This window comes from Mycobacterium parascrofulaceum ATCC BAA-614 (assembly GCF_000164135.1).
GTDB lineage: Bacteria > Actinomycetota > Actinomycetes > Mycobacteriales > Mycobacteriaceae > Mycobacterium > Mycobacterium parascrofulaceum.
Genome location: NZ_GG770553.1, coordinates 663,219 through 687,578 on the forward strand (window position 1 = coordinate 663,219; position 24,360 = coordinate 687,578).

General features: G+C 68.1%; 26 protein-coding genes and 1 tRNA gene. 14 read left to right on the forward strand and 13 right to left on the reverse strand.

The annotated features are described in order from the left end of the window. Positions 1-236 precede the first annotated feature (236 nt). Complete coding sequence (locus HMPREF0591_RS03220; RefSeq protein WP_007166973.1) at positions 237-578, forward strand: hypothetical protein; 342 nt, start codon at positions 237-239, stop codon at positions 576-578. Positions 579-611: 33 nt separating this feature from the next. Here HMPREF0591_RS03220 and HMPREF0591_RS03225 read toward each other — a convergent pair whose 3' ends face one another. Beyond that, positions 612-1,217, reverse strand: coding sequence for a YqgE/AlgH family protein (locus HMPREF0591_RS03225; RefSeq protein WP_007166974.1), 606 nt, complete (start codon positions 1,215-1,217; stop codon positions 612-614). Positions 1,218-1,359: 142 nt separating this feature from the next. Between HMPREF0591_RS03225 and HMPREF0591_RS03230 the strand changes: the two genes are divergently transcribed. Beyond that, entirely contained in the window at positions 1,360-2,679 is a 1,320-nt protein-coding gene (locus HMPREF0591_RS03230; protein WP_050790005.1) for an MFS transporter, read from the forward strand. Beyond that, a complete protein-coding gene (locus HMPREF0591_RS03235) occupies positions 2,679-3,452 on the forward strand; it encodes a TIGR03084 family metal-binding protein (RefSeq protein WP_040621013.1) in 774 nt (257 codons plus the stop codon). Before HMPREF0591_RS03230 ends, HMPREF0591_RS03235 begins: the two co-directional genes overlap by 1 nt. An 89-nt stretch (positions 3,453-3,541) precedes the next feature. Here HMPREF0591_RS03235 and HMPREF0591_RS03240 read toward each other — a convergent pair whose 3' ends face one another. Continuing rightward, positions 3,542-3,913: a DUF2710 family protein gene (locus HMPREF0591_RS03240; RefSeq protein WP_007166977.1), complete on the reverse strand. Its 372-nt coding sequence runs from the start codon at positions 3,911-3,913 to the stop codon at positions 3,542-3,544. Positions 3,914-3,931: 18 nt separating this feature from the next. Next, on the reverse strand, positions 3,932-5,728 hold the full coding sequence (locus tag HMPREF0591_RS34630) for a DUF5631 domain-containing protein (RefSeq protein WP_040621016.1): 1,797 nt from the start codon (positions 5,726-5,728) through the stop codon (positions 3,932-3,934). Positions 5,729-5,810: 82 nt separating this feature from the next. Between HMPREF0591_RS34630 and HMPREF0591_RS32895 the strand changes: the two genes are divergently transcribed. Beyond that, the gene (locus HMPREF0591_RS32895; RefSeq protein ID WP_007166979.1) at positions 5,811-5,954 is read left to right on the forward strand and encodes a hypothetical protein; all 144 of its coding nucleotides are present in this window, start codon (positions 5,811-5,813) and stop codon (positions 5,952-5,954) included. 4 nt (positions 5,955-5,958) lie between these two features. Here the strand turns inward: HMPREF0591_RS32895 and HMPREF0591_RS03250 are convergent, their stop codons facing one another. The 6 genes from HMPREF0591_RS03250 to HMPREF0591_RS03275 all read right to left on the reverse strand — a co-directional run bounded on the left by HMPREF0591_RS03250 (position 5,959) and on the right by HMPREF0591_RS03275 (position 9,911). Further along, positions 5,959-6,270, reverse strand: coding sequence for a DUF2694 family protein (locus tag HMPREF0591_RS03250; protein WP_007166980.1), 312 nt, complete (start codon positions 6,268-6,270; stop codon positions 5,959-5,961). Beyond that, positions 6,267-6,584 (reverse strand): ESX-1 secretion-associated protein, encoded by a 318-nt coding sequence (locus HMPREF0591_RS03255; protein ID WP_007166981.1) that lies wholly within the window; start codon positions 6,582-6,584, stop codon positions 6,267-6,269. The genes HMPREF0591_RS03250 and HMPREF0591_RS03255 overlap by 4 nt, the downstream gene beginning before the upstream one ends. Positions 6,585-6,633: 49 nt before the next feature. After that, the gene (locus HMPREF0591_RS03260) at positions 6,634-7,866 is read right to left on the reverse strand and encodes a DUF4226 domain-containing protein (protein WP_007166982.1); all 1,233 of its coding nucleotides are present in this window, start codon (positions 7,864-7,866) and stop codon (positions 6,634-6,636) included. A gap of 80 nt (positions 7,867-7,946) precedes the next feature. Then, the gene (locus HMPREF0591_RS03265; protein ID WP_040621019.1) at positions 7,947-8,312 is read right to left on the reverse strand and encodes a DUF4226 domain-containing protein; all 366 of its coding nucleotides are present in this window, start codon (positions 8,310-8,312) and stop codon (positions 7,947-7,949) included. Between the two features lie 16 nt (positions 8,313-8,328). Continuing rightward, the gene (locus HMPREF0591_RS03270) at positions 8,329-9,144 is read right to left on the reverse strand and encodes a C40 family peptidase (protein ID WP_007166984.1); all 816 of its coding nucleotides are present in this window, start codon (positions 9,142-9,144) and stop codon (positions 8,329-8,331) included. Then, positions 9,141-9,911 carry a helix-turn-helix domain-containing protein gene (locus HMPREF0591_RS03275; RefSeq protein ID WP_007166985.1) on the reverse strand — a complete coding sequence of 257 codons (771 nt, stop codon included), beginning with the start codon at positions 9,909-9,911 and terminating at the stop codon, positions 9,141-9,143. The genes HMPREF0591_RS03270 and HMPREF0591_RS03275 overlap by 4 nt, the downstream gene beginning before the upstream one ends. Positions 9,912-10,054: 143 nt before the next feature. On the opposite strand from HMPREF0591_RS03275, the gene HMPREF0591_RS03280 reads away from it, so the two are divergent. The 4 genes from HMPREF0591_RS03280 to HMPREF0591_RS03295 all read left to right on the forward strand — a co-directional run bounded on the left by HMPREF0591_RS03280 (position 10,055) and on the right by HMPREF0591_RS03295 (position 13,278). Next, on the forward strand, positions 10,055-10,471 hold the full coding sequence (locus tag HMPREF0591_RS03280; protein WP_007166986.1) for a WhiB family transcriptional regulator: 417 nt from the start codon (positions 10,055-10,057) through the stop codon (positions 10,469-10,471). Positions 10,472-10,561: 90 nt separating this feature from the next. Next, positions 10,562-11,944: an acyl-CoA dehydrogenase family protein gene (locus HMPREF0591_RS03285; protein WP_007166987.1), complete on the forward strand. Its 1,383-nt coding sequence runs from the start codon at positions 10,562-10,564 to the stop codon at positions 11,942-11,944. A gap of 28 nt (positions 11,945-11,972) precedes the next feature. Continuing rightward, the gene (locus HMPREF0591_RS03290) at positions 11,973-12,956 is read left to right on the forward strand and encodes a pirin family protein (RefSeq protein WP_007166988.1); all 984 of its coding nucleotides are present in this window, start codon (positions 11,973-11,975) and stop codon (positions 12,954-12,956) included. Then, a complete protein-coding gene (locus HMPREF0591_RS03295; RefSeq protein ID WP_007166989.1) occupies positions 12,943-13,278 on the forward strand; it encodes a GNAT family N-acetyltransferase in 336 nt (111 codons plus the stop codon). The genes HMPREF0591_RS03290 and HMPREF0591_RS03295 overlap by 14 nt, the downstream gene beginning before the upstream one ends. 63 nt (positions 13,279-13,341) lie before the next feature. On the opposite strand, the gene HMPREF0591_RS32080 is transcribed toward HMPREF0591_RS03295, so the two are convergent. The 4 genes from HMPREF0591_RS32080 to HMPREF0591_RS03310 all read right to left on the reverse strand — a co-directional run bounded on the left by HMPREF0591_RS32080 (position 13,342) and on the right by HMPREF0591_RS03310 (position 16,576). After that, entirely contained in the window at positions 13,342-13,845 is a 504-nt protein-coding gene (locus HMPREF0591_RS32080; protein WP_139093936.1) for a hypothetical protein, read from the reverse strand. Between the two features lie 37 nt (positions 13,846-13,882). Next, positions 13,883-14,305 (reverse strand): hypothetical protein, encoded by a 423-nt coding sequence (locus HMPREF0591_RS03300; RefSeq protein ID WP_007166991.1) that lies wholly within the window; start codon positions 14,303-14,305, stop codon positions 13,883-13,885. A 16-nt stretch (positions 14,306-14,321) separates the two neighbouring features. Then, a complete protein-coding gene (locus HMPREF0591_RS03305) occupies positions 14,322-16,178 on the reverse strand; it encodes a putative alpha/beta hydrolase (RefSeq protein ID WP_007166992.1) in 1,857 nt (618 codons plus the stop codon). 315 nt (positions 16,179-16,493) lie between these two features. Further along, a tRNA-Leu gene (locus HMPREF0591_RS03310) sits at positions 16,494-16,576 on the reverse strand. Between the two features lie 243 nt (positions 16,577-16,819). Between HMPREF0591_RS03310 and HMPREF0591_RS03315 the strand changes: the two genes are divergently transcribed. The 6 genes from HMPREF0591_RS03315 to HMPREF0591_RS03340 form a co-directional block, all read left to right on the forward strand. Then, the gene (locus HMPREF0591_RS03315; RefSeq protein ID WP_007166993.1) at positions 16,820-18,469 is read left to right on the forward strand and encodes a DUF3662 and FHA domain-containing protein; all 1,650 of its coding nucleotides are present in this window, start codon (positions 16,820-16,822) and stop codon (positions 18,467-18,469) included. A gap of 123 nt (positions 18,470-18,592) precedes the next feature. Then, positions 18,593-19,060, forward strand: coding sequence for an FHA domain-containing protein FhaB/FipA (locus HMPREF0591_RS03320; protein ID WP_007166994.1), 468 nt, complete (start codon positions 18,593-18,595; stop codon positions 19,058-19,060). Further along, positions 19,057-20,574, forward strand: a complete 1,518-nt coding sequence (locus HMPREF0591_RS03325; protein WP_007166995.1) for a protein phosphatase 2C domain-containing protein — start codon at positions 19,057-19,059, stop codon at positions 20,572-20,574. Before HMPREF0591_RS03320 ends, HMPREF0591_RS03325 begins: the two co-directional genes overlap by 4 nt. Further along, positions 20,571-21,980 carry an FtsW/RodA/SpoVE family cell cycle protein gene (locus tag HMPREF0591_RS03330; RefSeq protein WP_007166996.1) on the forward strand — a complete coding sequence of 470 codons (1,410 nt, stop codon included), beginning with the start codon at positions 20,571-20,573 and terminating at the stop codon, positions 21,978-21,980. The genes HMPREF0591_RS03325 and HMPREF0591_RS03330 overlap by 4 nt, the downstream gene beginning before the upstream one ends. Then, positions 21,977-23,455 (forward strand): D,D-transpeptidase PbpA, encoded by a 1,479-nt coding sequence (gene pbpA / locus HMPREF0591_RS03335; RefSeq protein WP_007166997.1) that lies wholly within the window; start codon positions 21,977-21,979, stop codon positions 23,453-23,455. The genes HMPREF0591_RS03330 and pbpA overlap by 4 nt, the downstream gene beginning before the upstream one ends. Beyond that, a partial coding sequence (locus HMPREF0591_RS03340; RefSeq protein ID WP_007166998.1) for a serine/threonine-protein kinase occupies positions 23,452-24,360 on the forward strand: 909 nt, incomplete at its 3' end. The genes pbpA and HMPREF0591_RS03340, both read left to right, overlap by 4 nt.

The window sequence follows — 24,360 nt, forward strand, 5'->3', positions numbered from 1 at the left end:
CCGCCGGCCGTCGCGCAGCCGCCCGCGGTCGCGCCGCTGCGCCAGACCTCGGCCACGGCTCCGGTGGTCCTTCCCGCCGCGCCCATGCCCAGCCGCCAGCCCACGCCGAACCTCTTGGCCCTGGTTCCGGGCCTGCCGCCGCTGCCGAACTTCTCGTTTCTCCAGCATTAGGCCCGGGTCCCGGCCGCCCCGGAGCCCACTGAGCGGGCCGACGCCCGGGCTCGTATTGTGAGGCCATGCTGATTGCGGGCGTCCTGTGCATGTGTGCGGCGGTGGCCTCCGCCGGGTTCGGAACCTGGTCGCTAGCGCGCACCCAGAATGGCGAACCCACCGCGTTGGCGCTGCGGTCCGTGGCTCCGGCGCAACTGGCGGCGGCGATCATGCTGGCCGCCGGCGGTGTGGTGGCGCTGGCAGCTCCCCCGCACACCGCATTGGTGGTGTTGCTCGTCTGTGTGGCCGGCGCCATCGGGACGCTGGCCGCCGGGTCGTGGCAGAGCGCCCGCTTCGCCCTGCAGCAAGAAGCCGCCGCACCCGCTTGTGCCGGCGCCTGCGCCGGCTGCACGCAGTCCTGCCACTGACGTCCGGCGGGTGGCCCCGGCGGTGGGCGCGCGCTAGTTGCGGCTGAGGTCGATCGGATGGGTGGCCAGCAGCGACAGCGGGAGCGGCTGACGGCGCAGCACCTGGCTCCACAGATCGGACCTGGGCCCCACGAGAACGTCAGAGGGCAACGCGGACAAGACAATCCAATCGTCGCGCTCGATTTCGCCTTCTAGCTGGCCGATGGTCCAGCCGGAGTAGCCCGCGAAGATTCGCACCCCCTCCACCAGGGGCGCGATCGTGTCGGGGTCGGCGTCGAGATCCACCATCACCACCCGCCCGGCCACGTGCCGCAGCCCGGCGACACCCTGGGGATCGGCGCCCACCCGCAACGCCGCCAGGCATAGGGCCGCGTCCCGTTTCACCGGGCCGCCGATGAACATGGTCTTCGGCTTGGCCGCCAGTTTGGTCCACTGCGGCAACACGTTGTACACGGCGGTCTCGCTGGCCCGGTTGAGCACCACACCCAGGGTGCCGCCGTCGTTGTGCTCGACGATGTAGATCACGCTGCGCCGGAACGTCGGCTCGAAAAGATCGGTGTTGGCCAGGAGCAACGTGCCCGCGCGCACCCGCTGCGCGGCCGGCGCGACATAGTCCTCTGGATCCTCGGGCGGCGGCACCCCACCATCATCGCATCCGGTGCTTGCCGTCCGGGGGAATCAAGCGCGGGGCGCAAAGATTTGTACTGTGGGTACGGCGGCTCCGACGGTGACGAGCTTGCTGGCCCCTCTCCTGGAAGTCGGTGTGGTGATCCAATCCCGGATGCAGTCAAGCGCACCCGCCGAAATATGGCGGTCGGTGCGCAGTTTGCCAGACTTCTGGCGGCTGCTGCAGGTGCGCATGGCGAGCCAGTTCGGCGACGGCCTGTTCCAGGCCGGGCTGGCCGGGGCGCTGCTGTTCAATCCGGACCGCGCCGCCGACCCCATGGCGATCGCGCGGGCGTTCACCGTGCTGTTCCTGCCGTACTCGCTGCTGGGGCCGTTCGCGGGGGCGCTGATGGACCGTTGGGACCGGCGGCTGGTGATCGTCGGCGCCAACGTCGGCCGCCTCATCCTGATCGCCGCGATCGGCACCATCCTGGCCGTCCGGGCCGGCGATCTGCCGTTGTTGTTGGGCGCGCTGTTCGCCAACGGGTTGGCGCGGTTCGTCGCGTCCGGGCTGTCGGCGTCGCTGCCGCACGTCGTGCCCCGCGAGCAGGTCGTGACGATGAACGCCCTGGCCAACGCGTCGGGTGCCGTCGCCGCCTTCATCGGCGCCAACTTCATGCTCGTCCCCCGATTGCTGGTGGGCGCGGGGGACAACGGCGCGTCGGCGATCATCTTCTGCACCGCGATCCCCGTGTCGATCGCCTTGCTGCTGTCGTTGCGGTTCGGCTCCCGCGTGCTGGGCCCGGACGACACCAAGCGGGCGATCCACGGACCGGTCTTCTACGCCGTGGTCACCGGCTGGCTGCACGGCGCGCGCACGGTCGCGCAGCGGCCGACGGTCGCCGCCACACTGTCCGGCTTGGCCGCCCACCGGATGGTGATCGGCATCAACTCCCTGCTGGTCCTGCTGCTGGTCCACCATCTGAGCAACCCCGGAGCCGGGGGACTGGGCACCGCCCTGCTGTTCTTCGGTGCGGCCGGCCTGGGCGCGTTCTTGGCCAACGTGCTCACTCCGCCGGCGGTCCGCCGCTGGGGCCGCTACGCGACGGCGAACGGTGCGCTGGCCACGTCGGCGATCATCGAGCTCGCGGGTGCGGGACTACAGGTGCCGATCATGGTGGGATGCGGTTTTCTCCTCGGCGTGACGGGCCAAATGGTCAAGCTGTGCGCCGACTCGGCCATGCAGATGGACGTCGACGACGCCCTTCGCGGTCACGTCTTCGCCGTCCAAGACGCGCTGTTCTGGGTCGCGTTCATCGGCGCGATCACGGTGGCCGCGGCGTTGATTCCCCCCGATGGGCATGCGCCCGTATTCGTGCTCGTCGGGTCCGCCCTGTACCTGGCCGGCCTGGGCATGCACAGCTTCCTCGGCCGGCGCGGCGAACAGGTGAATAATCACGAGCCGGCGGGGACGACCGACGAGCGGAGGCAATGATGGCGGGTCCCGAAGCGATCGTGGCTGACCTACGCGCCGAAAGCGACGACCTCGACGCCCTGGTCGCCCCGCTTCCGGCGGAGCGGTGGGCCGATCCCACGCCCGCGCCGGGCTGGACCATCGCGCACCAGGTCGGGCACCTGTTGTGGACGGACCGCGTCGCCCTGACCTCCGTGACCGACGAAGCCGGATTCGCCGAGGTGCTCAAGTCCGCCGCCGCGGATCCGACCGGCTTCGTCGACGCGGGTGCCGAAGAAGTGGCGGCGCTGGCGCCGGGCGAGCTGCTCGCCGAGTGGCGGATCACCCGTGGCCGGTTGCACGACGAGCTGCTCAAGGTTGCCTCCGGGCGCAAGCTTCCCTGGTTCGGGCCGCCGATGAGCGCGGCGTCGATGGCGACCGCGCGGCTGATGGAGACCTGGGCTCACGGTCTGGATGTCGCCGATGCGCTGGGCGTCAAGCGGGCCGCCACCGACCGCCTGCGGTCGATCGCCCACCTCGGAGTGCGCACCCGCGATTACGCCTTCTCGGTCCACAACCTGCCGGCGCCGGCCGAACCGTTCCTGGTCGAGCTGCGCGGACCCGGTGGGGACGCGTGGAGCTGGGGGCCGAGCGACGCGGCGCAGCGGGTCACCGGTTCGGCCGAGGACTTCTGTTTCCTGGTGACCCAGCGGCGCCCGCTGGCCGCCCTTGACGTGACCGCGGATGGGCCCGACGCGCAGCGCTGGCTGGAGATCGCGCAGGCCTTCGCCGGCCCGCCCGGCGCCGGGCGATGAGCGCGCGGGCGCGCGAAGAGAGCCGGCGCCCATCCGGCCACGCGCCGGGCGATGAGCGCGCGGGCGCGCGAAGAGAGCCGGCGCGCGCGTTAGTGCAACGGGCCGCCGTAACTTGCCCGGTTCTCGGCCTCGGCCTCTTCGCGCAGCGCCGAAATCGCCAGGTTCAGCCTGTCGGCGAGCTCACCGTGGGCATATCCGCTCATCACGCCGGGATGCAGCGTCAGCTCGAGCAACCGCCCATCGGAGTTCGTCACGGCATAGATGTCCCCGAGGTCAACGCTGTAGGTGACGGCCTCGGCCTGGGCCACGAGGGCTTCCCACTTGTCGGCCGCCTCGCTCAGTTCCCGAAGAACTGATTCGACGAGGTCCTTGTCGCTGAGATTCGCGCGACCGCCCGAATCCGACACGCTCACAGTATCCTCGACCCCTCCTACCAGCGTCAATTCATACTCGCGGCCCATCGCCGCATGGCGCGCGGCCTATGAGTCGGGCGGCGGGGTGGCCAGGCTCTGGTACCAGGCGAGGTGATAGTTCGCCGAGACCCGGTCTCCGCTTGCGATGCCCTCGGTCGCCGCCATCAGCATGCACTTGAGCAGCAGCGCGGGACTGACGGCCGGGTATTGGACCAGAAGTTGGTAGCGCGCGGTATCGAGGTGCACCCGCAGCACGTCGACCTCCTGATCGATGATCATCGCGTCCGCCGCGGCCGCGTCCGCCAGTCTCTGCACGATCCGGGGGAGTCCGTCGAATCGCCGGGTGGTCTCGCTCAGCACCCTGACCAGGTCGCCGATGGGGGGCAGCTCGCGGGGTTCCAACGACGACCTCGTCGCGGTGAAGTCGACCGAGCGGCGCAGCGAATCGCCGGGGGAGTAGGTCACCATGCGCGCCGCGCCGTCGATCAGCGCGGAGACCCTGCCCGTCCGCTGCTCGGGCTCCAATAACCGGACGCCGGCCGGGAGGTTGATACCTGCCGGTATCCACCCGTGGGCGAGGTCGGTGACCAAGACGGTTGTGCCGTCCGGGAGGTCGCCCACCGCCCAATTCAGCCGCGACTCTTGGCGGACCACAAACTCCAGCAGCCGGTTCAGCCGCTCGGTCTCCAAACCCGTTGCGGCCGAGACTTTTTCGTCGCGTCGCGGGATGGCGGCCGCCCCACGCGCCGGCTCGTGCTGCGCCGCGGGCTCGTCGGCCACCGCGTGGTGGCGACCGCTGTCGTCCTGCCCCCAACCCGGCCCGGCCGCGGCCGGTTCGTCAACGACGGGCTCCACCTCGGTGATCGCCGGGATCACCTGGGTCTCCTCCAGCGAAACCGCCGCGACGGGTTCTGGCTGCGCAGCCGGCGGCGCTTCGTCTTGCGGCGGTGCCGTCTCGCCAACGACGGGCTCGACCTCGGTGATCGCGGGGATGACCTGCGTCTCCTCCAGCGAAACGGCCCCGAGGTCACCGGCCGCATCCACGGGAGCGTGCGCCTCCTCGACCACGGGCTCGGATTCCGTGATCGCGGCGATGATTTGGGTCTCCTCCATCGAGGCCGACGCGTCGTCGTCGGTATGCGTATCCGGTACCTGTTCGGGTTCGGTCGGCCGCTCCGCCTCCGCGTGGTGCCGGCCGTTGGCGACGGGCTCCACGTCGGTCACGCTGGGGATGACTTGCGTTTCCCCCAGATCCGGGGCGGCGGCGGCCGGCGCGGCGATCTCCCGGCCCGCAGCGTCGTGCGCAGCCGGCTCGGGCTGCTCCCCGCCGTCTTGGGGAACAGCCGGAGCCGGCTTTTCGGCCACTCGCCAACGCGGCCTCCGCACGCCCGTGTCGGGTGCATGGGGGAGTGGCCCCGCGTCCGTCACCGCAGGTATGACTCGGGTCTCGTCCCCCTCCGGTGACGGCGGCGCAGCGAACTGGCGGCGGGGATAGCCGGCGGTTGCCCCGGCCAGCTCCGCATGCAGTTGGCGAATCGTCGATTCGACCCGCCGCACCGCGCAGGCACGGGCCTCATCGATGATGCGGGCCTCTTCCGCCTGTCGGGGCAGGTCGGCCAACCCCGCCCGTTTGATGATCTTCAGCTGCTCGTTCGCGCCGTCGGCGATCCGCTGCAGGTCAGCCTTCAGATACTCTGCGAGCGTGGCGTTTTCGGCGGTAATCGTCGACAACTCGGCAGGCCAAACACCACCGAGCACCCACGGGGTGCAATCGATGGGAGAGCTGAAGGCCGGCATCGCCAGTGATTCCCGGGTAGCTCTCCGGAGGCGCTGGCGCGCCGTCATCCGACCGAAGATCGCCACCGGCTAAGCGTACCGGTGTCCGGCGGATAGCTTCTTCGGTCAGTGAATTGTGCGGCTGTGACGGCCTCGGTAGCGTGGGGATATGGCCGAATCCGCCCTGCAGCAGCAACTCGACGAGGTGCGTGCCCTGCTCGCCCGGGCACGAGAGTTGTTCGGCCCCAATCCCGTAGAGCCGCCGACCGACATCGCGCCCGATCCCGAGGCCACCAAGACCTGGCTGGTGTAGATGGCTAGATCGCGCGGTGGCGCCGCCGGAGCTTGTGCGCCAGCAGCTTCTCGATCGCCGCGTCGAGGTCCCGCGGGGTCGGCACCTCAGCCGACGGGGTGTGTCCGGCCGCCACGATCTCGTCTCGGATCTCCAGCAACGCCTTGAGGCACGACACGTCGGCGGTCAGCAAAATGCCTCGTGCCAGCGTCTCGGCGTCGGTTTCCATCGCCTCTTCGCTCAGCGCAACGCTGTGCATGTATCCGCCGCGGCAGGAGCGGACGAGGATGTGTCCACTCGGGTGAACGGTGTCGAAAGCGGGATTGGCGTCCGTCATCGACCGCGGTCAGCGATGCCGCCGAGGTTGCGCGCCGCATCCTGCTCGTGCTCTTCCCACATCGTCGCCGACGCCGCCAGTTTGTCCGCCAGGTCGGCGTGGTCCGCGGCTTGCTGCTCGTAGCACTGGCGCCTCAACTCGAGCAGTTCCCGTCCGGCGTCGCGGAGTTCACTGAAGACGGGGCCCAGCGAGTCCAGGCTGTCCTGAATCGCCTCGTGCGACGACGGCACCGTGCGCAGGTATTCGGAGGTCTCCTGGTGCCGCGCGGCGGCCTGACGCAGGTGCGCGGGCACCACATGGATCGAATCTGCCATCCGCTTCTCCTCTTCACGGCCGCCGGTCAGACCGGCGAGATCACTATTGTCAGGTGGTCGACGAGGTCGCCGGCCGCGTGGGTGTCGGTGGGTCGGGCTTCGCCGGCGCGGTCGCGGCTGCGGCCGGCGGATGTTCCCAGCCTAGAAAGCTTGGCCCGCTCACGGTGGCGATGTCTTGAATTTGGCCGTCGAGAAGGGCCGTGCCGGGGCCGAGTGCAAGGGCATGCCGGTCGACGAACATCCCGATATCCGCCGGAACCACGTCCGCCGGGTCGATCGGCTCGGGCACCGCGGTGCCCGGCGGCGGAATCGTTATTCCCTGCTGTTGGAAGGCATCTGGTATCGCGGCTCCGCCGACCGCGGCTTTGATCGCCGCCGCCAATTGCGGGCTGGCCGCCGTCACCGTCTCACCGTCAGGCAGGGTCACCGTTGTGGGACCGGCCGAAGCCGATGGGTCCTCGGCCGTCGCCGCGTCCGTACCCCCGTCGCCGTCCCGGTCACCCGGTTCGTCCGACGATGCGTCGGTCTCGGGGTCCGCCTGGTCCGCGGAGTCCAGCAGTCCTTCGTCGTCCAGCCCCTGCAGCGCCGGATCCATTGCGTCGCCGCCCGGCACGCCCGGCAGCGGCAGCCCGCCGGGCATCGCACCGAGACTGGGCAGCCCCGGGGCGAAACTGGGTGGCGGCTGCGCCGCCGGAGCCAGGGACGGCGCCGGCGCGGGCGCACCGTCGGTCACACCGACTCCCGGCATGTCCTCACCTGCCAGGCTCGGATCCTCGGCCAGCAACGAATCCAGCAGCGGGTCCCAGCCAGAGTCCGCGGCGGTGTCCGCGTCGGCCCCGACCGTCTGGGCCGACAACCGTTCATCGGGGCCGTCCGGTTGGCCCTTCGACGCGTCGTACAACGACGTCCACGCCGCCATCAGCGCCGATTTCGACGTGTCATCGAGGCTCGCGTTGAGGACCACCGCGCGAATGTCCCGGAGCTTGCCGATCAGGAAGCGTTGAAAGTCGCGAGCGCCGGCCGGGGTGTCCAGGTCCGAGCGCGTTCGCACCGCCGCTTCGGTGTCCTGCTGTAACTTGGCCAGCGCTTCTCGCCCTTCGACGGCGTTCAAATGGGCGTTCAAGATCGCCGTTATCACTTGCATGTCCAGCTGGGAGCTCACCGAGTTCTGATGTGCGAGCGCGGCTTCGGCGCGAGCGATGGCGTCTGCGGCCTCGCCCGTCTCCCGGTCCGGCGGCGCGGCCACCGCACGTGATTGCGGGATGCGTTGCGGCTCCTCCATGCCCGGCGACAGTACTCAGGCCGCTGACTGGCGACAATTCACTGCCGCGGCGAGATTGTGGATGACACCGCAACAGTGCCTTAGCGGTCGCCGCCGGTGGCATACTGATCCCGAAGTCCTTCCAGCACCGCCTTTTTCGCCCGGCTCAAGGCTCGCGCCTCGTCGACCACAGCGGTGATTTCGCGTTGTTTGGCCAGTAGGAATCTCTGGAACTCGCGTGCGCCCATCGGCGTATCGATGGCAAGGCCCGCTTGGTGCACGGTCGCATGGTCGATCTGGTCGGCGATGGCATCGAGCCGCCTGGCGCCCTCGCGCATCTCGGCGTGAGCGCTGGTGAGCACCTCCGCCAGCACGCGGTCGGCGTCGGCGACCGTACCCTGCTGGCCGACCAGCGCCGATTGCCGCGCCTGCATGGCGGCCACCGAAGGTCCGGCTTGTTCCGTCATCAGCTCACCCTGTTCGTCATAGCGGTCGGCGAATAGCGACGTAGGGACCCAGCCGGCTGATCCGCACCGAGGCACCGGGGTAGGGCGCCTCGACCACCAGGTTGTTGCCGATGGCCAGTTGGACATGACCGGCGTGCGGGAAGACGAGATCACCGGGCCGGACTTGCGAACGGGGCACCGGGATCCCGTCGTTGATCTGCTGATAGGTGGTGCGGTCCAAGCGAACTCCCGCCTGCGCATAGCTCCACTGCACCAGCCCCGAGCAGTCGAACCGATCGGGCCCGGTGGCGCCCCAGACGTAGGGCCGGCCAAGCCGCGACAACGCGGCGCGTACCGCAATCGCGGCGCGCCTCGTCAACCCCGGACCGGCGGCTCGGTGACGCAGCAGTTGGTAACGCAGCGTCCGCAGTTCCGCCAGGCGTCGCCGGGCGCGAAGGCGGGCCGAAATGACGTGTGCGCGTTGCGCTCGCAGTCGTGCCGCGCGGCGGCGCATCGCCTCGCGCCGGGCCATCGGCGTCACCGGCGTGGCGGTGTCGGCGCGGGCCGCGTCGAGGACGCTTCGGGTCAAATCGCGCGCCCGGGCCCGATCCCGGTGGGCCCGGGCGATGACGTCCGCCGCCGCGGCGTCGGTGGCCGCCGCCGACGCGAGCCGTTGCCCGCTGTGATCCACCGCGCGCCGGTAGCCGCCGCGCGCCAATCGGTCGTTGCGCCCGGCGGCTCGCCGCAACAGGTCGCGGTAATGCCCGATACCCGCGTCCAGCGACGGGGGCGCGGTGCCGCCGGTGAACATCTCGTGCGCGCGGCTCAACACCGCGATCTCGCTTTGGGTCACCGCACCCCCTCGCTTGGTTGGCTCCCCGATTCGACGGCATCGGTGAAGGCGCGCACGCGGGGGAGCGCCCCCGGCGGGATGACGCCGCGGTTGCGGATGTCCCAGATCTCGGCGACGTCGACGCCAACCAGCGCGGCAATGATGGTCTCCGGCAATGACGACTGCGCGCAGGCCCGGTCGAACCGCGCGCTCAAGCTGGTGGGCATCCGCTTCAGCAGGGCCGTGCGCGTGTCCTCGAGGGCCCGCAGATGTTCCATCAGTCGATCCGTGGAGTCCGCGCCGGCGTTCACCGCCACCCGCCAGGAGCCGGCGGCCAGCATCTCGGCCTTCACGCACTGAGCGATCACAGACAGAATATACGTCTCATATTCGTTTGATGTTGTCGCAGGCAACCGATCGATGACGGATTTGAGCGCTTCGAGCTGCGCTTCGGCATACCCTTCCAGCACTTCCGTATCGCTGTGACGGTCCACAACCACGGGTCCGGTGCGCTTGGCGGGGACGGCGGCGGGCGGTTGCGCGGCCATCAGCCTGGCCAGTTCCGCATCCGGATCGGCCGCCACCAACAGCCGAGAATAGGTGCCCGGCGGGAGACCGAGACCGTTTTCGATCTTCTGAACTGTGCTTTTGTGCGGCTTGCGGGCGCCACGTTCCAGAAAGCTCAGCCCCATGATGCTGACACCGGTCGCGGCGGCAAGGTCCGCCAACGACCAGTCCCGCGATTCCCGCAGTGCGCGGATAGCCGCGCCGGCCGATTCACGGCTCACCGCACGCTCCGGCCATAGGCCGGATAGTACACAGCTCGGGTCGTATCGCTCCGTATATACGATTTTGTCTCGTTTCTCTTGCGCGCGCCGCGTTCTGATGTATACGCTTTTGTCTACGTTTCGAGTTCGACAAGGAGACCGACATGGGACACCCCTGCGCTGCCAACCCGGAGCTGTGGTTCGGCTACCCCGACGACGATGGTGGCGACGGCGCGGCCAAGGCCCGTGCATACGAGCGGTCGGCGGTCGAGGCGCGCCTGCAGTGCCTGCGCCGCTGCCCACTCGCGCAGCAGCGCCGGTGCGCGCAACATGCCATCGCGCACCGCGAGGAGTACGGCGTGTGGGCGGGCGTCAAGCTGCCCGGGGGCCAGTACCGCAAGCGCGAGCAGTTGGCCCAGGCTCACGACGTCCTTCGGCGGATCGCCTCGGGCGAGATCAATTCCCGTCAGCTGCCGGAGAACGCGGCGCTGCTCGCCACGCACGAACACGAGGCCGTTGCGGTGCCCGCGGTGGTGTTGCACCTGCCCCTCGCACAGGTGGGACCGCGGTCGGCTGCCTGACGTTCCGTCCCGCCCGACGGCCGTTTGCTGACGCAACCAACGGGGTAGTGCTTCGGCACGAGCGAATCTGTCGACCCAGAGGCGGGCTCCATGACGTTCGACCTGACCCCGACCGCGGCGCAACACGACCTGGCCCGGCGAACCCATCAGTTCGCCGAAGAAGTGATTCGCCCCGTGGCGCTCCATTACGACCAACGGCAGGAGTTCCCGTGGCCGGTGTTGGAGGAGGCCGCCCAACGGGGTTTCTACAGCCCCTTGTTCTATCGCGACCTGATCGGCGACCCGACGGGCCTTTCGTTGCCCATGTTCATGGAGGAGCTGTTTTGGGGCTGCGCCGGGATCGGGCTGGCGATCGTCATGCCGGCGTTGGCCCTGTCGGCGATCGGACAGGCCGCATCTCCCGAGCAGATGTTGGAGTGGGCACCCGAATGCTTCGGCACCCCGGGCGATCTCAAGCTCGCCGCGCTGGCGATCTCCGAGCCCGAGGGCGGCAGCGACGTACGGAACCTGCGCACCCGCGCGCGCCGCGACGGTGACGACTGGATCATCGACGGTCACAAGATGTGGATCGGCAACGGCGGTATCGCCAACGTGCACGTGGTCAACGCCGTCGTCGACGAGGAACTCGGCCATCGCGGTCAGGCGCTGTTCGTGGTGCCCGGCGGCACGCCCGGGCTGAAGCTGGTGCGCAAGCTCGACAAGCTTGGCTGCCGTGCGTCCCACACCGCCGAGTTGCTGCTCGAAGGCGTCCGCGTTCCCGGCGCCAATCTGCTTGGCGGACAAGAGAAGTTGGAACACAAGCTGGCGAAGGCGCGCGAAGTGGTCGCGGGCGGAAAGCGTTCCGGCTCCGCGACATTGGGCACGTTCGAGCAGACGCGGCCCATGGTCGCCGCCCAAGCCATCGGGATCGCGCGCGCCGCGCTGGAGTACGCGACGGCGTACGCGACCGAGCGCGAGGCGTTCGGCGGGCCGATCATCGACAACCAGGGCATCGCCTTCCCGCTGGCGGAACTGGCCACCCAGATCGACGCGGCACGGCTGCTGACCTGGCGGGCCTCGTGGATGGCGGCCAACAACGTCCCGTTCGAACGCGGCGAAGGCTCGATGTCGAAGATGGCGGCCAGCGAGGTGGCCGTCAAGGCCACCGAACGTGCCATTCAGACGATGGGCGGCTGGGGCTACATCACCGACCACCCGGTGGAGAAGTGGTATCGGGATGCCAAGCTGTACACCATCTTCGAGGGCACCAGCGAGATCCAGCGGATGGTGATCGCCAACGCGCTGGGCGCCTCCGTGGGCACACCCCCGCTGCATGTGGTGCTCGAGCCCTCCGGCGGACCGCTGAACCGGGTTTTCGGTCGCGGAACCCCGCTGCGTTCGCGCGCGGCCGACACCGCGCTGTCCATGCAGGACCGGGTGCCCGAGCCCGTCATGCGGCTGGCCATGAAGGTGCTGCGCCCGCCGCGCAAGTAGCGGAGCCCGGGTACGGTCGCGGTGGACCATGAGCAACCTTGAGCCGGCGCCGGTCGAAGTTGCCTGCGCTGCTGCACCGGGTGCGGGCGTCGAGGTGCTGCGTCCGCGCGACGTTCCCCTCGGCGGGCCTCGGGCCATGCGGGTGCATCGCACGCTTCCGCAACGCCTGCGCTCGCTGATCGGCGCCTGGTGTTTCATCGACCACTACGGCCCGGCGTCCGCGCGCATGGACGTCCCGCCGCACCCGCATACCGGATTACAAACGGTGAGTTGGTTGTTCGGTGGGGAAGTGGAGCACAACGACAGCGCGGGGGTGCACGCGGCGGTACGGCCCGGCGAGTTGAATCTGATGACTGCGGGCGCTGGTATTTGCCATTCCGAGGTTTCGGTTCCGTCGTCGGCCGCCTTGCACGGTGTACAGCTCTGGGTGGCGCTGCCCGGTTCGGATCGCGACACCGCCCGCGACTTCGCCCATTTCGTGCCGGAGCCTGTGCCGCTCGCCGGTGCGACGGCGCGGGTCTTCCTCGGCGGGCTCGCCGGCGGCAACTCCCCGGTGCACACCTTCACTCCGCTGCTGGGCGCCCAGCTGGATATCGATGCCCGCGCGTGCCTGGACATCGACCTCGACCCGGCCTTCGAACACGGCGTGCTGTGCGACGCCGGCGCCATCCGTGTGGAGGCACAACCGCTCACCGTGACGGAGCTGGCCTACCTGGGCCCCGGCCGCAGCGCACTGCGGCTGCGCAACGCGGGAGACGAGCCGGCCCGGGTGCTGCTGCTCGGCGGGACACCGTTCACCGAAGAATTGGTGATGTGGTGGAACTTCGTCGGGCGAAGCCACGACGACATCGTGGCGTACCGCCAACTGTGGCAGGACGGCGACGAACGCTTCGGCGCCGTCCGCGGCTACCGGGGTTCGCTGACCCGGCTGCCCGCCCCGCCGCTGCCGACCACTCGGCTGCGGCCCCGACCTGTACCGCAACGAAAGGAAGGCACAAATGACCGCCGATAAGACCGGAGCCGAAGCGACCGTCACCCTCGAGGACGGCCGCTACACCATCGCCGTGGAAGGCAAGCGGGTTGGCCTCGCCGACTTCGCCGACCGCGATGACCAGCGCGTCTTCTACCACACCGAGATCGACCCGGCCTACGGCGGACGCGGCCTGGCGACCATCCTCGTCGAGCAGGCCCTCGACGAGGCGCGCGGTGAAGGCAAACGCATCGTCCCCGTGTGCTCCATGATCGGCACGGTGCTCAAGAAGCACCCCGAATACGACGACATCACGGACGCCGTTACGCCGGAGATTCGGCGGTGGGTGCAGTCGGGTAGTTGAGTCGCCGAACGGTCGGCGTGCGAACGTGCCGTGAACCGGACACCGAGTTGGCTCCGTACCGGACTACTCAATTCCGGTCGTAGTTATCCGGTCGATTTCGGCCAATGATTTCAGCATGAGATGACTGAAAATTCTGGCATTTGGCTCCATCAGAAGCGCTCGGCCGTTCCCGGCGCGCAATTCGGTGATGCCTTTGGCTATCGGGGTCGACTTCACATCTTGATTGAAACCTCGTGAATACAGCTGCGACCAAAGGCTGGGCCGGCCGATGTATGTATAGGCGGTGCTTGTCCACTCCCATATCAAGTACTTTTCAGCCAGCTCGAAGCTTGAAAATCTCGCAGCGTCATTGCGCCTTTGACCGCGGTCGTTAACCGTATCGACTGCCCACCACCGGCCGTCCTGACGAAGGTGTACCGAATAGTCCGCTGTAGCGAATAGAACCGCACAATCTGCGCACGTGGTAGAAACCGACATCGGGTCTCCTCCCATCCATTCACCGAAGCGATACCATCGTTCGGTCAGACGGGAAAAGTCCGCTGGGCTACGTTTCAACCAGATGTGCACGTGTTGGACCGCCTCCGTGCTCGCGACGATTTTCCGACTACCCTCCCGGAGGGCCGAAGTATTTGTCCGCGAGCAATTTCGCGAGACTTAGCAGTTCTTCGCATGATTTAACGGCCCTTGCATCGTTGAAGAGCTCCTCGATGCGCTGCATGTTATCTCGAATCCACACCACCATTGCCTCTGAGGATACGGCGTTTGTCTCGTCGAAGTTGTCCAGGTACTGGCGAATAAGCGATGCGCGGAACCAGTTGTCGGGCACCGCGGCCAACTTGGTCGGGGCGAAAGTGAAGCCAATTTGGCCGCGATCATTAGCGATATGCCAACTGACTAGCGGGCCCGTTACAGTTAGCGACGCATTGATAGTCGGATTTCCGGATGTTGCCGAGTCGGTAATATGGTAACGCGGATCCAAGTAGAGAAAGTCCAGGTATTGCAGGTAGAACCGTAGCAACGTCGTCATTATCTATCGACCTCCTTCAATCTGGCGGTAGGAGTGAGTTGTCGCCCATTCGCCGATAACCGTGTGCCTCCAGATACCGAAGTTCTGCGGCCGTGAAAGTATCGGGGTTAACGCGGTAGAACGGTACCGATAAGGTGATCTTATCGCGATTTGCGATAGCCACGTCGAGCACATGCTGATTTGCCGCAAGTCTCTCGGTCGGCGACAGAGAGTTCCACGCTTCACCGAGGTCAAAGTAGCTGGCTCCATGTTGTTGCGCTACATCAATATAAGAAGGGCCGCCTGTTGGAGGCTTGAAGGGACCGAGGACGGTTTCACCGCTTCCGGTTAGGTGTTGCTCCGACAGCGCTCGCAACTCCGGAGTCATGTAGTCGAGGGGGTTGTTGAGGATGAACTCCGGATGGGTCGGGTCGATCACCACCGGCGGCGGGCCGTCCGGGGGCACCGGCACATGCGGGCCTGCAGGTGCATGCTCAGCGGGAAGCTCACCACCACCCGGGTGTGGTGCGTGCTCAACGACGGGTGGCGGGCCAGGGTGGGCGGCGCCCGGCACAGGTTGTCCGCTGACATCCGGAATTGGCGAGCCGTGCGGGGGCAGGTCCGCTTCGGCAATTGCCGCGCGCATCTCGGCCGCGCTCAGGGCGCGGGGCAGGACGTTGTCGGCAGAAAGGCCCTGCAACGCTTCGCGACTGAACAGTGTCTTCAAGCCTTGCCAGGCCGCCTCACCGCCGGCCTTGAGTTCAGGGCCACCGACCGCCAAGGTGATCGCGCTCCACAGCGGTTCGGGAGTGGCTTCCACCTTTCCGGGATCGGGCGTCCGCATGCCGGTCAACTTGCCGCCGGTGAAGGTATAGGACGTGCCCATGGCCTGATCGAAGAATTCGCCCGTGCCGTTCTTGAGCTGCCCGTAGACCTGCACGGGCTGTCCGTCCACCGTGTACGTGAACATGAAACGACCGTCAGGAGTGGTGGTTATCGACGTGGGGTCGATGCCCTTGTAGTCGGGGATCTTGCCCAGGTCGTCGAGCGCGTGGGCGAGGTCCGCCTTCAGCTTAGGCAGACTCGCGTTGGCGGCCTCGCCCTCCGGCGACCCAGGTCCATGGCTATAGAGGTCGGCCATGGCCTTGTCCAGGGCAAGCTGCGCGGCGCGCACCTTGCCCATCTGATCGACCACCGCTTGGTCGGTGATCCGGCGGAGGTCGGCGAGCGCTTGCAGTTGGGCCTCGGTCGGCTTCGGCGAACCGTCGGCATCGACATCGTGCAGGGAAGCGGGATCGTATCCGTCGGTTCGCAGGTTGCTCAGCGAATTGCGTAAGCCATCTGAGTAGCCATTGCGTATCGAATGAAGCTGTGCCAGTGCAGCTTTCGTGTCGTCGATGGCATCGCTCTCGCAATTGTGAATGAGGGTATCGAGGGTGTGCCGGTCCTCCGCGCTGAGGTTGCCGGCTTGCTCCATTGCGACAGCTTGGCCGATCAGGCCGTCGAGCGTTTGCAGCTGGTTCTCGAGCGTCGCGATCTCTCCCTCCGCGGCCTTCTGCGCCTCGGCCAAGGAGGCCGCGATGGTTTCCAGGTCGACGCCGATCTTGGGCAGCTGCAGGGACTGAAGACCGAGAGACTGGGTCACCCGCTGCACTTCGGCGGAGTCGTTGATCGGATGGCCGCCATCCCGGCGGTTCCACGCAGCGTTGAAGCGGTTGCGGGCTTGTTCGAAGGCGTGCTGGGCCTCAGCGGTGCATCGGCCCGCTCGGTGGAAGACTTCCGCCAGCGAGGAGATCTGCCCGGGGCTCCCGGCTTGCAAGCTTTTGTTGATCGCCCACGGATCGCCGCCGGCCTCGGCAATCAGCGCCGCAATGCTTATATAGCGCAGCTGCATCGCGCCACCCGTAGCTGCGCTGCCTCACGCACCGCGACGAACATTGCCACCCCCTGAGCTGGCAAATACGCTACTAACGCGGTTGCTGACGTCAATTCACTGAGCCGACCGTGTCCGAGCGGCCGAGGCCCCTGGCAATGCTGGTGCTGGCCTTCAAGGTTGCGTTGCTTGCCGTTCTCGGCGGCGCTCGTCGTTCGCGCCTCAGAGGCTCGCAGGGCTGGCCGGGGTGCGCCGAGGTCCCTGCACGACGACCTCGGAAAGCACGGAGGTCACGAGCTCGTCGAGCCCGTGACCTCAGCGCCACCAAATCAACTGTGGGCGAAGGGGGACTTGAACCCCCACGTCCCGAAGGACACTGGCACCTGAAGCCAGCGCGTCTGCCATTCCGCCACTCGCCCGGAAAAACAACCGATGGACCATACCACTCTAATAGCCGCATTCCCCAACCCGCCTGGTCGGGTCTCCAAGCCATTGGGCGCTACGAGACAACGCCCCTGAACAGGGCTGACGCAGTTCTCAGAGTTTCGACGGTGCCGCGACGGCGCGCTGTCCCGATAGCATGCTGGAGTGGAAGGTCACCCCGCGAAGCGTTTGCCGCGCGGCGGCGATGTGCCGGGGCAAGTGCGGGCGAACGCCGGGGCATGAGTAGCCAACGGGGGCTGGCGGCGCGGATCGAGCGCAAGCTCGAGGCGACCGTCGACAACGCGTTCGCGCGAGTGTTCGGGGGATCGATCGTTCCGCAGGAGGTCGAGACCGTGCTGCGCCGCGAAGCGCGCGACGGCGTCCAGCGGCTGCACGGAAATCGCCTTTTGGCCCCCAACGAATACATCATTACCCTCGGTAGGCACGACTTCGAGAAGGTGGGCGCCGACCCCGATCTCACCTCGGGCGCGTTCGCTAGGTACTTGGCCGACTACATCCATGAACAGGGGTGGCAAACGTATGGTGAGGTGGTCGTCCGGTTCGAGCAGTCGTCGAACCTGCGTACCGGCCAGTACCGCGCCCGTGGTGCTGTCAACCCCGATGTGCAGCCCCGCCCGTCGGTCCACGATCCCGTCCGGCCACAATCAAATGATGCGTTCGGCGCAGAACGAGGAGTAGCACCAATGACTGACGATTCGAGCTACCGCGGGGCTCAGGGGCCGGGGCGGCCCAGCGACGAGTATCACGACGACCGTTACGGGCGTCCACAAGAGGGCGGCGCGGAGCCGCAGGGCGGTCCTGACCCGCGCGGTGGATATCCGCCCGAGCAGGGCGGCTATCCGCCGCAGCAGGGCTACCCGCCACCCCGCCACCCCGAACAGGGCGGCTACCCGGAGCAGGGTGGCTACCAGGCCCCCGGCGGCTACCCCGACCAGCGCGGCTACCAGGCCCCCGGCGGCTACCCCGACCAGCGCGGCTACCAGGCGCCCGGCGGCTACCCCGAGCAGGGGCAGGCGGGCTACCCCGAGCAGGGGCAGGCCGGCTACCCCCCGCAGTACGAGCAGCGTCCTCCCGCGCCCGGCGGGTACGGGGGGCAAGGCTACGACCAGGGCTACCGTCCGGGCGGCGGTTACGGCCCTCCCGGCGGCGGGCAGCCCGGCGGCGCTCAGCAGGGTTACGGCGGCGGGTACGCGGAGTACGGCCGCGGGCCGGCGCGCCAGGACGAGGGCGGCTACGCTCCGCCCGAGCAGCGACCCGCCTACCCGGAACAGGGCGGCGGCTACGAGCAGGGCGGCTACGAGCAGCAGCCCGGCGGTTACGACCAGGGTTACCAGCAGGGCGGCTACGGCCGGCAGGACTACGCCGCCGACTACACGCAGTACGCCGAGAACGTCCCGGGCGGCGGATACCCCGGCCAGGGCGGCTACCCCGAGACGGCCCACCGCGACTACGACTACGGCCAGCAGGCTGAGTACGCGCAGCCGAGCGAGTACGGCGCGCCCGCCGACTACGGACAGCCGGCCGACTACGGTCAACCGGCGGGCGGCTACGGCGGCTACGGCGGCGGTTACGGCGCGGCCGGGACGACGGTCACGCTCCAGCTCGACGACGGCAGCGGCCGCACGTATCAGCTCCGTGAGGGCTCCAACATCGTCGGCCGTGGGCAGGACGCCCAGTTCCGGCTGCCCGACACGGGCGTGTCACGCCGCCACCTCGAGATCCGCTGGGACGGGCAGGTCGCGCTGCTGTCGGACCTGAACTCGACCAACGGCACGACCGTGAACAACGCGCCGGTGCAGGAGTGGCAGCTGGCCGACGGCGACGTCATCCGTTTGGGCCACTCGGAGATCATCGTCCGGATCCACTAGACCCACCGGGCTCGACGCTGCCTGCTTCGCCCGTGCCGACCACCGTCCAAGTATCGTGACGTTGCCGATGTGCTCGGGGTCACGGGCGCCAGGGGGATGACGCCAGGACGGAAAGGACGCCAGATGCAGGGACTCGTACTGCAGCTGACGCGCGCCGGATTTTTAATGTTGTTATGGGTATTCATCTGGTCCGTGTTGCGAATCTTGCGGACCGATATCTATGCCCCCACGGGTGCCGTCATGGTGCGTCGCGGCCTGGCGTTGCGCAGCACCCTGCTGCCTTCACGGCAGCGCCGGGATGCCGCGCGGTACCTCGTGGTGACCGAAGGCGCGTTGGCCGGCGCGCGCATCACGCTCAGCGGGCAGCCGGTGTTGATCGGGCGGGCTGACGACTCCACCCTGGTGCTCACCGACGACTACGCCTCGACGCGGCACGCCCGGCTCTCTCAGCGCGGCTCGGAATGGTACGTCGAGGATCTAGGATCGACCAACGGCACTTACCTTGACAGGGCAAAGGTGACGACTGCGGTACGAGTTCCGATAGGGACGCCGATTCGGATCGGCAAAACGGCGATCGAGTTGCGCCCGTGACGCTGGTCCTGCGATATGCCGCGCGCAGCGATCGCGGCTTGGTGCGCTCCAACAACGAAGACTCCGTGTACGCCGGTGCGCGCCTGCTCGCCCTGGCCGACGGCATGGGCGGCCACGCCGCCGGCGAGGTGGCCTCGCAGTTGGTGATCGCGGCACTGGCCCATCTCGACGACGACGAACCCGGTGGCGACCTGCTGGCCAAACTCGACACCGCCGTCCGCGCCGGCAACGCGGCCATCGCGGCGCAGGTGGAGGCCGAGCCCGAACTCGAGGGCATGGGCACCACGCTCACCGCCATCCTGTTCGCCGGCGACCGGATTGGCTTGGTGCACATCGGCGACTCGCGCGGCTATCTGCTGCGCGACGGCGAACTCACCCAGATCACCAAGGACGACACGTTCGTCCAGACGCTCGTCGACGAAGGTCGGATCACCCGGGAAGAGGCCCACAGCCACCCCCAGCGGTCACTGATCATGCGCGCGCTGACCGGGCACGAGGTCGAACCCACGTTGACCATGCGCGAGGCGCGCGCCGGTGACCGCTACCTGCTGTGCTCCGACGGGCTCAGCGACCCGGTGAGCGACGAGACCATCCTCGAGGCGCTGCAGATCCCGGACGTCGCCGAAGCCGCCTACCGCCTGATCGAGCTGGCGCTGCGCGGCGGTGGCCCGGACAACGTGACCGTGGTCGTCGCCGACGTCGTCGACTACGACTACGGCCAGACGCAGCCGATCCTCGCGGGCGCGGTTTCGGGTGACGACGACCAGATGACCTTGCCCAACACGTCGGCGGGTCGCGCCTCCGCGATCAGGCCCCGTGACGAGTCCGCCAAACGGGTTGCGCCGCAACCGGAAACGCCGACCCGGCCGCGATGGCCCCGGCGGCGGATGTTCTTCGTCGTGACCCTGGCGGTGTTGTTCGTGCTCTCCGGCATGGCCGTCGGGTGGTGGGTCATCCAGCGCAACTACTACGTCACCGAATACGACGGCAAGGTGTCGATCGTCCGCGGAATACAGGGGTCCTTGTTGGGCCTTCCCTTGCAAGAGCCCTATTTGGTGGGCTGCCTGAGCGCCCACAACGAACTGTCGCTGATCAGTTACGGCCAGTCCGGTCACTCGAATTGTCAGCTGATGACCCTGCGGGATCTGCGCCGCCCCGGACAGGTTCAGGTGCAGACCGGGCTGCCCGGAGGCAGTCTGGACCAGGCCGAGTCACAGTTGCGGCAACTGCTGGCCGAATACCTCTTGCCCACCTGCCCGTCGCCGCGCGCCACGTCGCCGCCGGGGTCCCCGGCCCCCGGGAGCGGCACCCCCGAGTCCAGTGTCGCGACACCGCCAGCACCGTCCACGCCACCCACCACCGCTCCCTCCGGCCCCAGCACACCAGCTGCCACCACCCCCACCAGCGGCCCCGCGACCTCATCGCCGGTTGGCCCCACGACCACTTCGCAGACGGTCACCGCGCTTCCAGCGCCTCCACTTCAACCGGGCATCGACTGCCGGACGGTGGCATGACGACACAACTCCAGCCGCCCGTCACGGTGACGCCTCCGCTGCCCACCCGCCGCAACGCCGAGCTGCTACTGCTGTGCTTCGCCGCAGCGATCACCGTAGCCGCGTTGCTGATCGTCGAGGCAAACCAGGACCGCGAATTGCGCTGGAACGTCGTCACCTACGGGTTGGTATTCCTGCTCGTGTTCGGATCGGCGCATCTGGCGATCCGGCGCTTCGCCCCATACACCGATCCGCTGCTGTTGCCAATTGTGGCGCTGCTCAACGGACTTGGGCTGGTGATGATCCATCGGCTCGACCTGGTGGACAATCAGTTCAGCGGCCGTCACCATCCCAGCGCCACTCAGCAGATGATGTGGACGGTGGTCGGAGTCGTGGCGTTCGCGCTCGTCGTCACGTTTCTGAAAGATCACCGGCAGCTGGCCCGTTACGGCTATATCTGCGGCATCACCGGCCTGGTGCTGTTGGTGATACCCGCGCTGTTGCCGGCCTCGCTGTCCGAACAGAACGGCGCGAAGATCTGGATTCGCTTCCCCGGCTTCTCGATTCAGCCCGCCGAGTTCTCCAAGATCTTATTGCTGATCTTCTTTTCCGCCGTGCTGATCGCCAAGCGTGGCCTGTTCACCAGCGTCGGCAAGCATTTCATGGGGCTGACCCTGCCGCGCCCACGAGACCTCGCGCCCCTGCTGGCCGCCTGGGTGATCTCGGTGGGAGTGATGGCGTTCGAGAAGGACCTCGGAACCTCGCTGCTGCTGTATACGTCGTTCCTGGTCGTGGTTTACCTTGCGACACAACGCTTTAGCTGGGTGGTCATCGGGCTGGCGTTGTTCGCGGTGGGCAGCGTCGTCGCGTATTTCGTGTTCGCGCACGTCCGGGTCCGCGTACAGATGTGGTGGGACCCGTTCTCCGACCCCGACGGCAGCGGCTACCAGATCGTGCAATCGCTGTTCAGTTTCGCCACCGGGGGCATCTTCGGGACCGGGCTCGGCAACGGCCAACCCGACACCGTGCCGGCGGCGTCCACCGACTTCATCATCGCGGCGTTCGGTGAAGAGCTCGGGCTCGTCGGGCTCGCCAGCATCTTGATGCTCTACACCATCGTCATCGTTCGCGGCATGCGCACCGCGATCGCAACCCGGGACAGCTTCGGCAAGCTGCTGGCCGCGGGCCTGTCCTCCACCCTGGCCATCCAGTTGTTCATCGTCGTCGGCGGCGTCACACAGCTCATCCCGCTGACCGGGCTGACCACCCCGTGGATGTCTTACGGCGGCTCGTCGTTGCTGGCGAACTACATGCTGCTGGCGATCCTCGCCCGCATCTCCAACAGCGCCCGGCATCCCCTTCGCGCCCGTGAGCGCAAGGATTCCCCGATCGCGGCGGCCAAGACCGAGGTGATCGAGAAGGTATGAACACCTCGCTGCGCCGCATCTCGATCACCGTCATGGCGCTGATCGTGTTGCTGCTGCTCAACGCCACGATGACGCAGGTGTTCGCCGCTGACTCACTGCGGGCCGACCCGCGCAACCAGCGCGTGCTGCTGGACGAGTATTCGCGCCAACGCGGCCAGATCGTCGCCGGCGGCCAGCTGCTGGCCTACTCGGTGGCCACCGACAGCCGCTTCCGCTTCCTGCGGGTCTATCCCAACCCGGCGGTGTACGCGCCCGTCACCGGCTTCTACTCGCTGCGCTATTCGAGCACCGGCCTCGAGCGCGCCGAGGATCCGCTGCTCAACGGCTCCGACGAGCGCCTGTTCGGACGCAGGCTGGCCGACTTCTTCACCGGTCGCGACCCGCGCGGCGGCAACGTCGACACCACGATCCGACCGCGGGTCCAGCAGGCCGGTTGGGACGCGATGCAGCAGGGCTGCGGCGGCCCCCCGTGCAAGGGTGCCGTCGTCGCGCTCGAGCCCTCCACCGGCAAGATCTTGGCCATGGTGTCATCGCCGTCCTATGACCCCAATCTGCTGGCGTCGCACGACCCCGAGGTCCAGGCACAGGCGTGGCAGCGGCTCCGCGACGACCCCCAGAACCCGATGACCAACCGCGCCATCTCGGAGACCTACCCACCCGGATCGACGTTCAAGGTGATCACCACCGCGGCGGCGCTGCAGGCCGGCGCGACAGATGCCGAGCAGTTGACCGCGGCGTCGTCGATCCAGCTGCCCGACAGCACCGCGACGCTGGAGAACTACGGCGGCATGCCCTGCGGCGTCGAGCCCACGGTGTCGCTCAAGCGGGCGTTCGCCCTGTCATGCAACACCGCGTTCGTCCAGCTCGGCATGCACACCGGATCCGATGCGCTGCGCAGCATGGCGCACTCTTTCGGCCTGGACACCACCCCGAGCGTCATCCCGCTGCAGGTCGCCGAGTCGTCCGTCGGGATCATCCCGGATGCGGCCGCACTGGGCATGACCAGCATCGGTCAGAAGGACGTCGCGCTGACACCGCTGGAGAATGCCCAGGTCGCCGCCACCATCGCGAACGGCGGCGTCACGATGCAGCCCTACCTGATCGACAGCCTCAAGGGCCCCGACCTGGCCAACATCAGCACCACCGTCCCCTATGAACAGCGCCGCGCGGTGTCGCCCCAGGTCGCCGCTAAGCTGACAGAGCTGATGATTGGCGCCGAGAAGGTCGCGCAGCAGAAAGGGGCCATTCCCGGCGTGCAGATCGCATCCAAGACTGGTACCGCAGAGCATGGCACCGATCCGCGTCATACGCCGCCGCACGCGTGGTACATCGCCTTCGCGCCCGCGCAGACGCCCAAAGTCGCCGTGGCAGTGTTGGTGGAGAATGGCGGCGACCGCCTGTCCGCGACGGGAGGTGCACTCGCCGCGCCCATCGGACGGGCTGTGATCCAAGCCGCGCTGCAGGGAGGACCATGAGCCCGCGAGTTGGTGTGACGCTGTCCGGCAGATACCGCCTGCAGCGCCTGATCGCCACCGGCGGCATGGGCCAGGTGTGGGAGGCGGTGGACAGCCGGCTCGGCCGGCGCGTCGCGGTCAAGGTGCTCAAACAGGAGTTCTCCCAGGATCCGGAGTTCATCGAGCGGTTCCGCGCCGAGGCGCGCACCACCGCGATGCTCAACCACCCCGGCATCGCCCAGGTTCACGACTACGGCGAAAGCCAGCTGGACGGGGAAGGCCGCACCGCCTACCTGGTGATGGAGCTGGTCAACGGCGAGCCGCTGAACTCGGTGCTCAAACGCACGGGCCGGCTGTCCTTGCGGCACGCGCTCGACATGCTCGAGCAGACCGGTCGGGCACTGCAGGTCGCCCACGCCGCCGGCCTGGTGCACCGCGACGTCAAGCCCGGGAACATCCTGATCACGCCGACGGGCCAGGTGAAGATCACCGACTTCGGCATCGCCAAGGCCGTCGACGCCGCGCCGGTCACCCAGACCGGGATGGTGATGGGCACCGCCCAGTACATCGCCCCCGAGCAGGCGCTGGGGCACGACGCGACGCCCGCGAGCGACGTGTATTCGCTGGGAGTGGTCGGCTACGAGGTGGTGTCGGGCAAGCGGCCGTTCACCGGCGACGGCGCCCTGACGGTGGCGATGAAGCACATCAAGGAGCCGCCGCCGCCGCTGCCCGCCGAGTTGCCGCCCAACGTGCGCGAACTGATCGAGATCACGCTGGTCAAGAACCCCGCAATGCGCTACCGCAGCGGCGGCCCCTTCGCCGACGCCGTGGCGGCGGTGCGGGCCGGCCGCCGTCCGCCGCGGCCCAGCCAGTCACCGCCTCCCGGGCGGGCATCACCGGCGGCCATCCCCTCGAGCCCGACGACG

Coding starts and splice junctions, on each gene's coding strand:
- HMPREF0591_RS03305 (WP_007166992.1), bottom strand. CDS start 16,178: ATGCAGCTGCGCTATATAAGCATTGCGGCGCTGATTGCCGAGGCCGGC.
- HMPREF0591_RS03250 (WP_007166980.1), bottom strand. CDS start 6,270: ATGACGGACGCCAATCCCGCTTTCGACACCGTTCACCCGAGTGGACAC.
- HMPREF0591_RS03260 (WP_007166982.1), bottom strand. CDS start 7,866: ATGGAGGAGCCGCAACGCATCCCGCAATCACGTGCGGTGGCCGCGCCG.
- HMPREF0591_RS03235 (WP_040621013.1), top strand. CDS start 2,679: ATGGCGGGTCCCGAAGCGATCGTGGCTGACCTACGCGCCGAAAGCGAC.
- HMPREF0591_RS03290 (WP_007166988.1), top strand. CDS start 11,973: ATGAGCAACCTTGAGCCGGCGCCGGTCGAAGTTGCCTGCGCTGCTGCA.
- HMPREF0591_RS03300 (WP_007166991.1), bottom strand. CDS start 14,305: ATGACGACGTTGCTACGGTTCTACCTGCAATACCTGGACTTTCTCTAC.
- HMPREF0591_RS03285 (WP_007166987.1), top strand. CDS start 10,562: ATGACGTTCGACCTGACCCCGACCGCGGCGCAACACGACCTGGCCCGG.
- HMPREF0591_RS03315 (WP_007166993.1), top strand. CDS start 16,820: ATGAGTAGCCAACGGGGGCTGGCGGCGCGGATCGAGCGCAAGCTCGAG.
- HMPREF0591_RS03255 (WP_007166981.1), bottom strand. CDS start 6,584: ATGGCAGATTCGATCCATGTGGTGCCCGCGCACCTGCGTCAGGCCGCC.
- HMPREF0591_RS03280 (WP_007166986.1), top strand. CDS start 10,055: ATGGGACACCCCTGCGCTGCCAACCCGGAGCTGTGGTTCGGCTACCCC.
- HMPREF0591_RS03295 (WP_007166989.1), top strand. CDS start 12,943: ATGACCGCCGATAAGACCGGAGCCGAAGCGACCGTCACCCTCGAGGAC.
- pbpA (WP_007166997.1), top strand. CDS start 21,977: ATGAACACCTCGCTGCGCCGCATCTCGATCACCGTCATGGCGCTGATC.
- HMPREF0591_RS03240 (WP_007166977.1), bottom strand. CDS start 3,913: ATGGGCCGCGAGTATGAATTGACGCTGGTAGGAGGGGTCGAGGATACT.
- HMPREF0591_RS03330 (WP_007166996.1), top strand. CDS start 20,571: ATGACGACACAACTCCAGCCGCCCGTCACGGTGACGCCTCCGCTGCCC.
- HMPREF0591_RS03320 (WP_007166994.1), top strand. CDS start 18,593: ATGCAGGGACTCGTACTGCAGCTGACGCGCGCCGGATTTTTAATGTTG.
- HMPREF0591_RS03265 (WP_040621019.1), bottom strand. CDS start 8,312: ATGACGGAACAAGCCGGACCTTCGGTGGCCGCCATGCAGGCGCGGCAA.
- HMPREF0591_RS03220 (WP_007166973.1), top strand. CDS start 237: ATGCTGATTGCGGGCGTCCTGTGCATGTGTGCGGCGGTGGCCTCCGCC.
- HMPREF0591_RS03230 (WP_050790005.1), top strand. CDS start 1,360: ATGCAGTCAAGCGCACCCGCCGAAATATGGCGGTCGGTGCGCAGTTTG.
- HMPREF0591_RS32895 (WP_007166979.1), top strand. CDS start 5,811: ATGGCCGAATCCGCCCTGCAGCAGCAACTCGACGAGGTGCGTGCCCTG.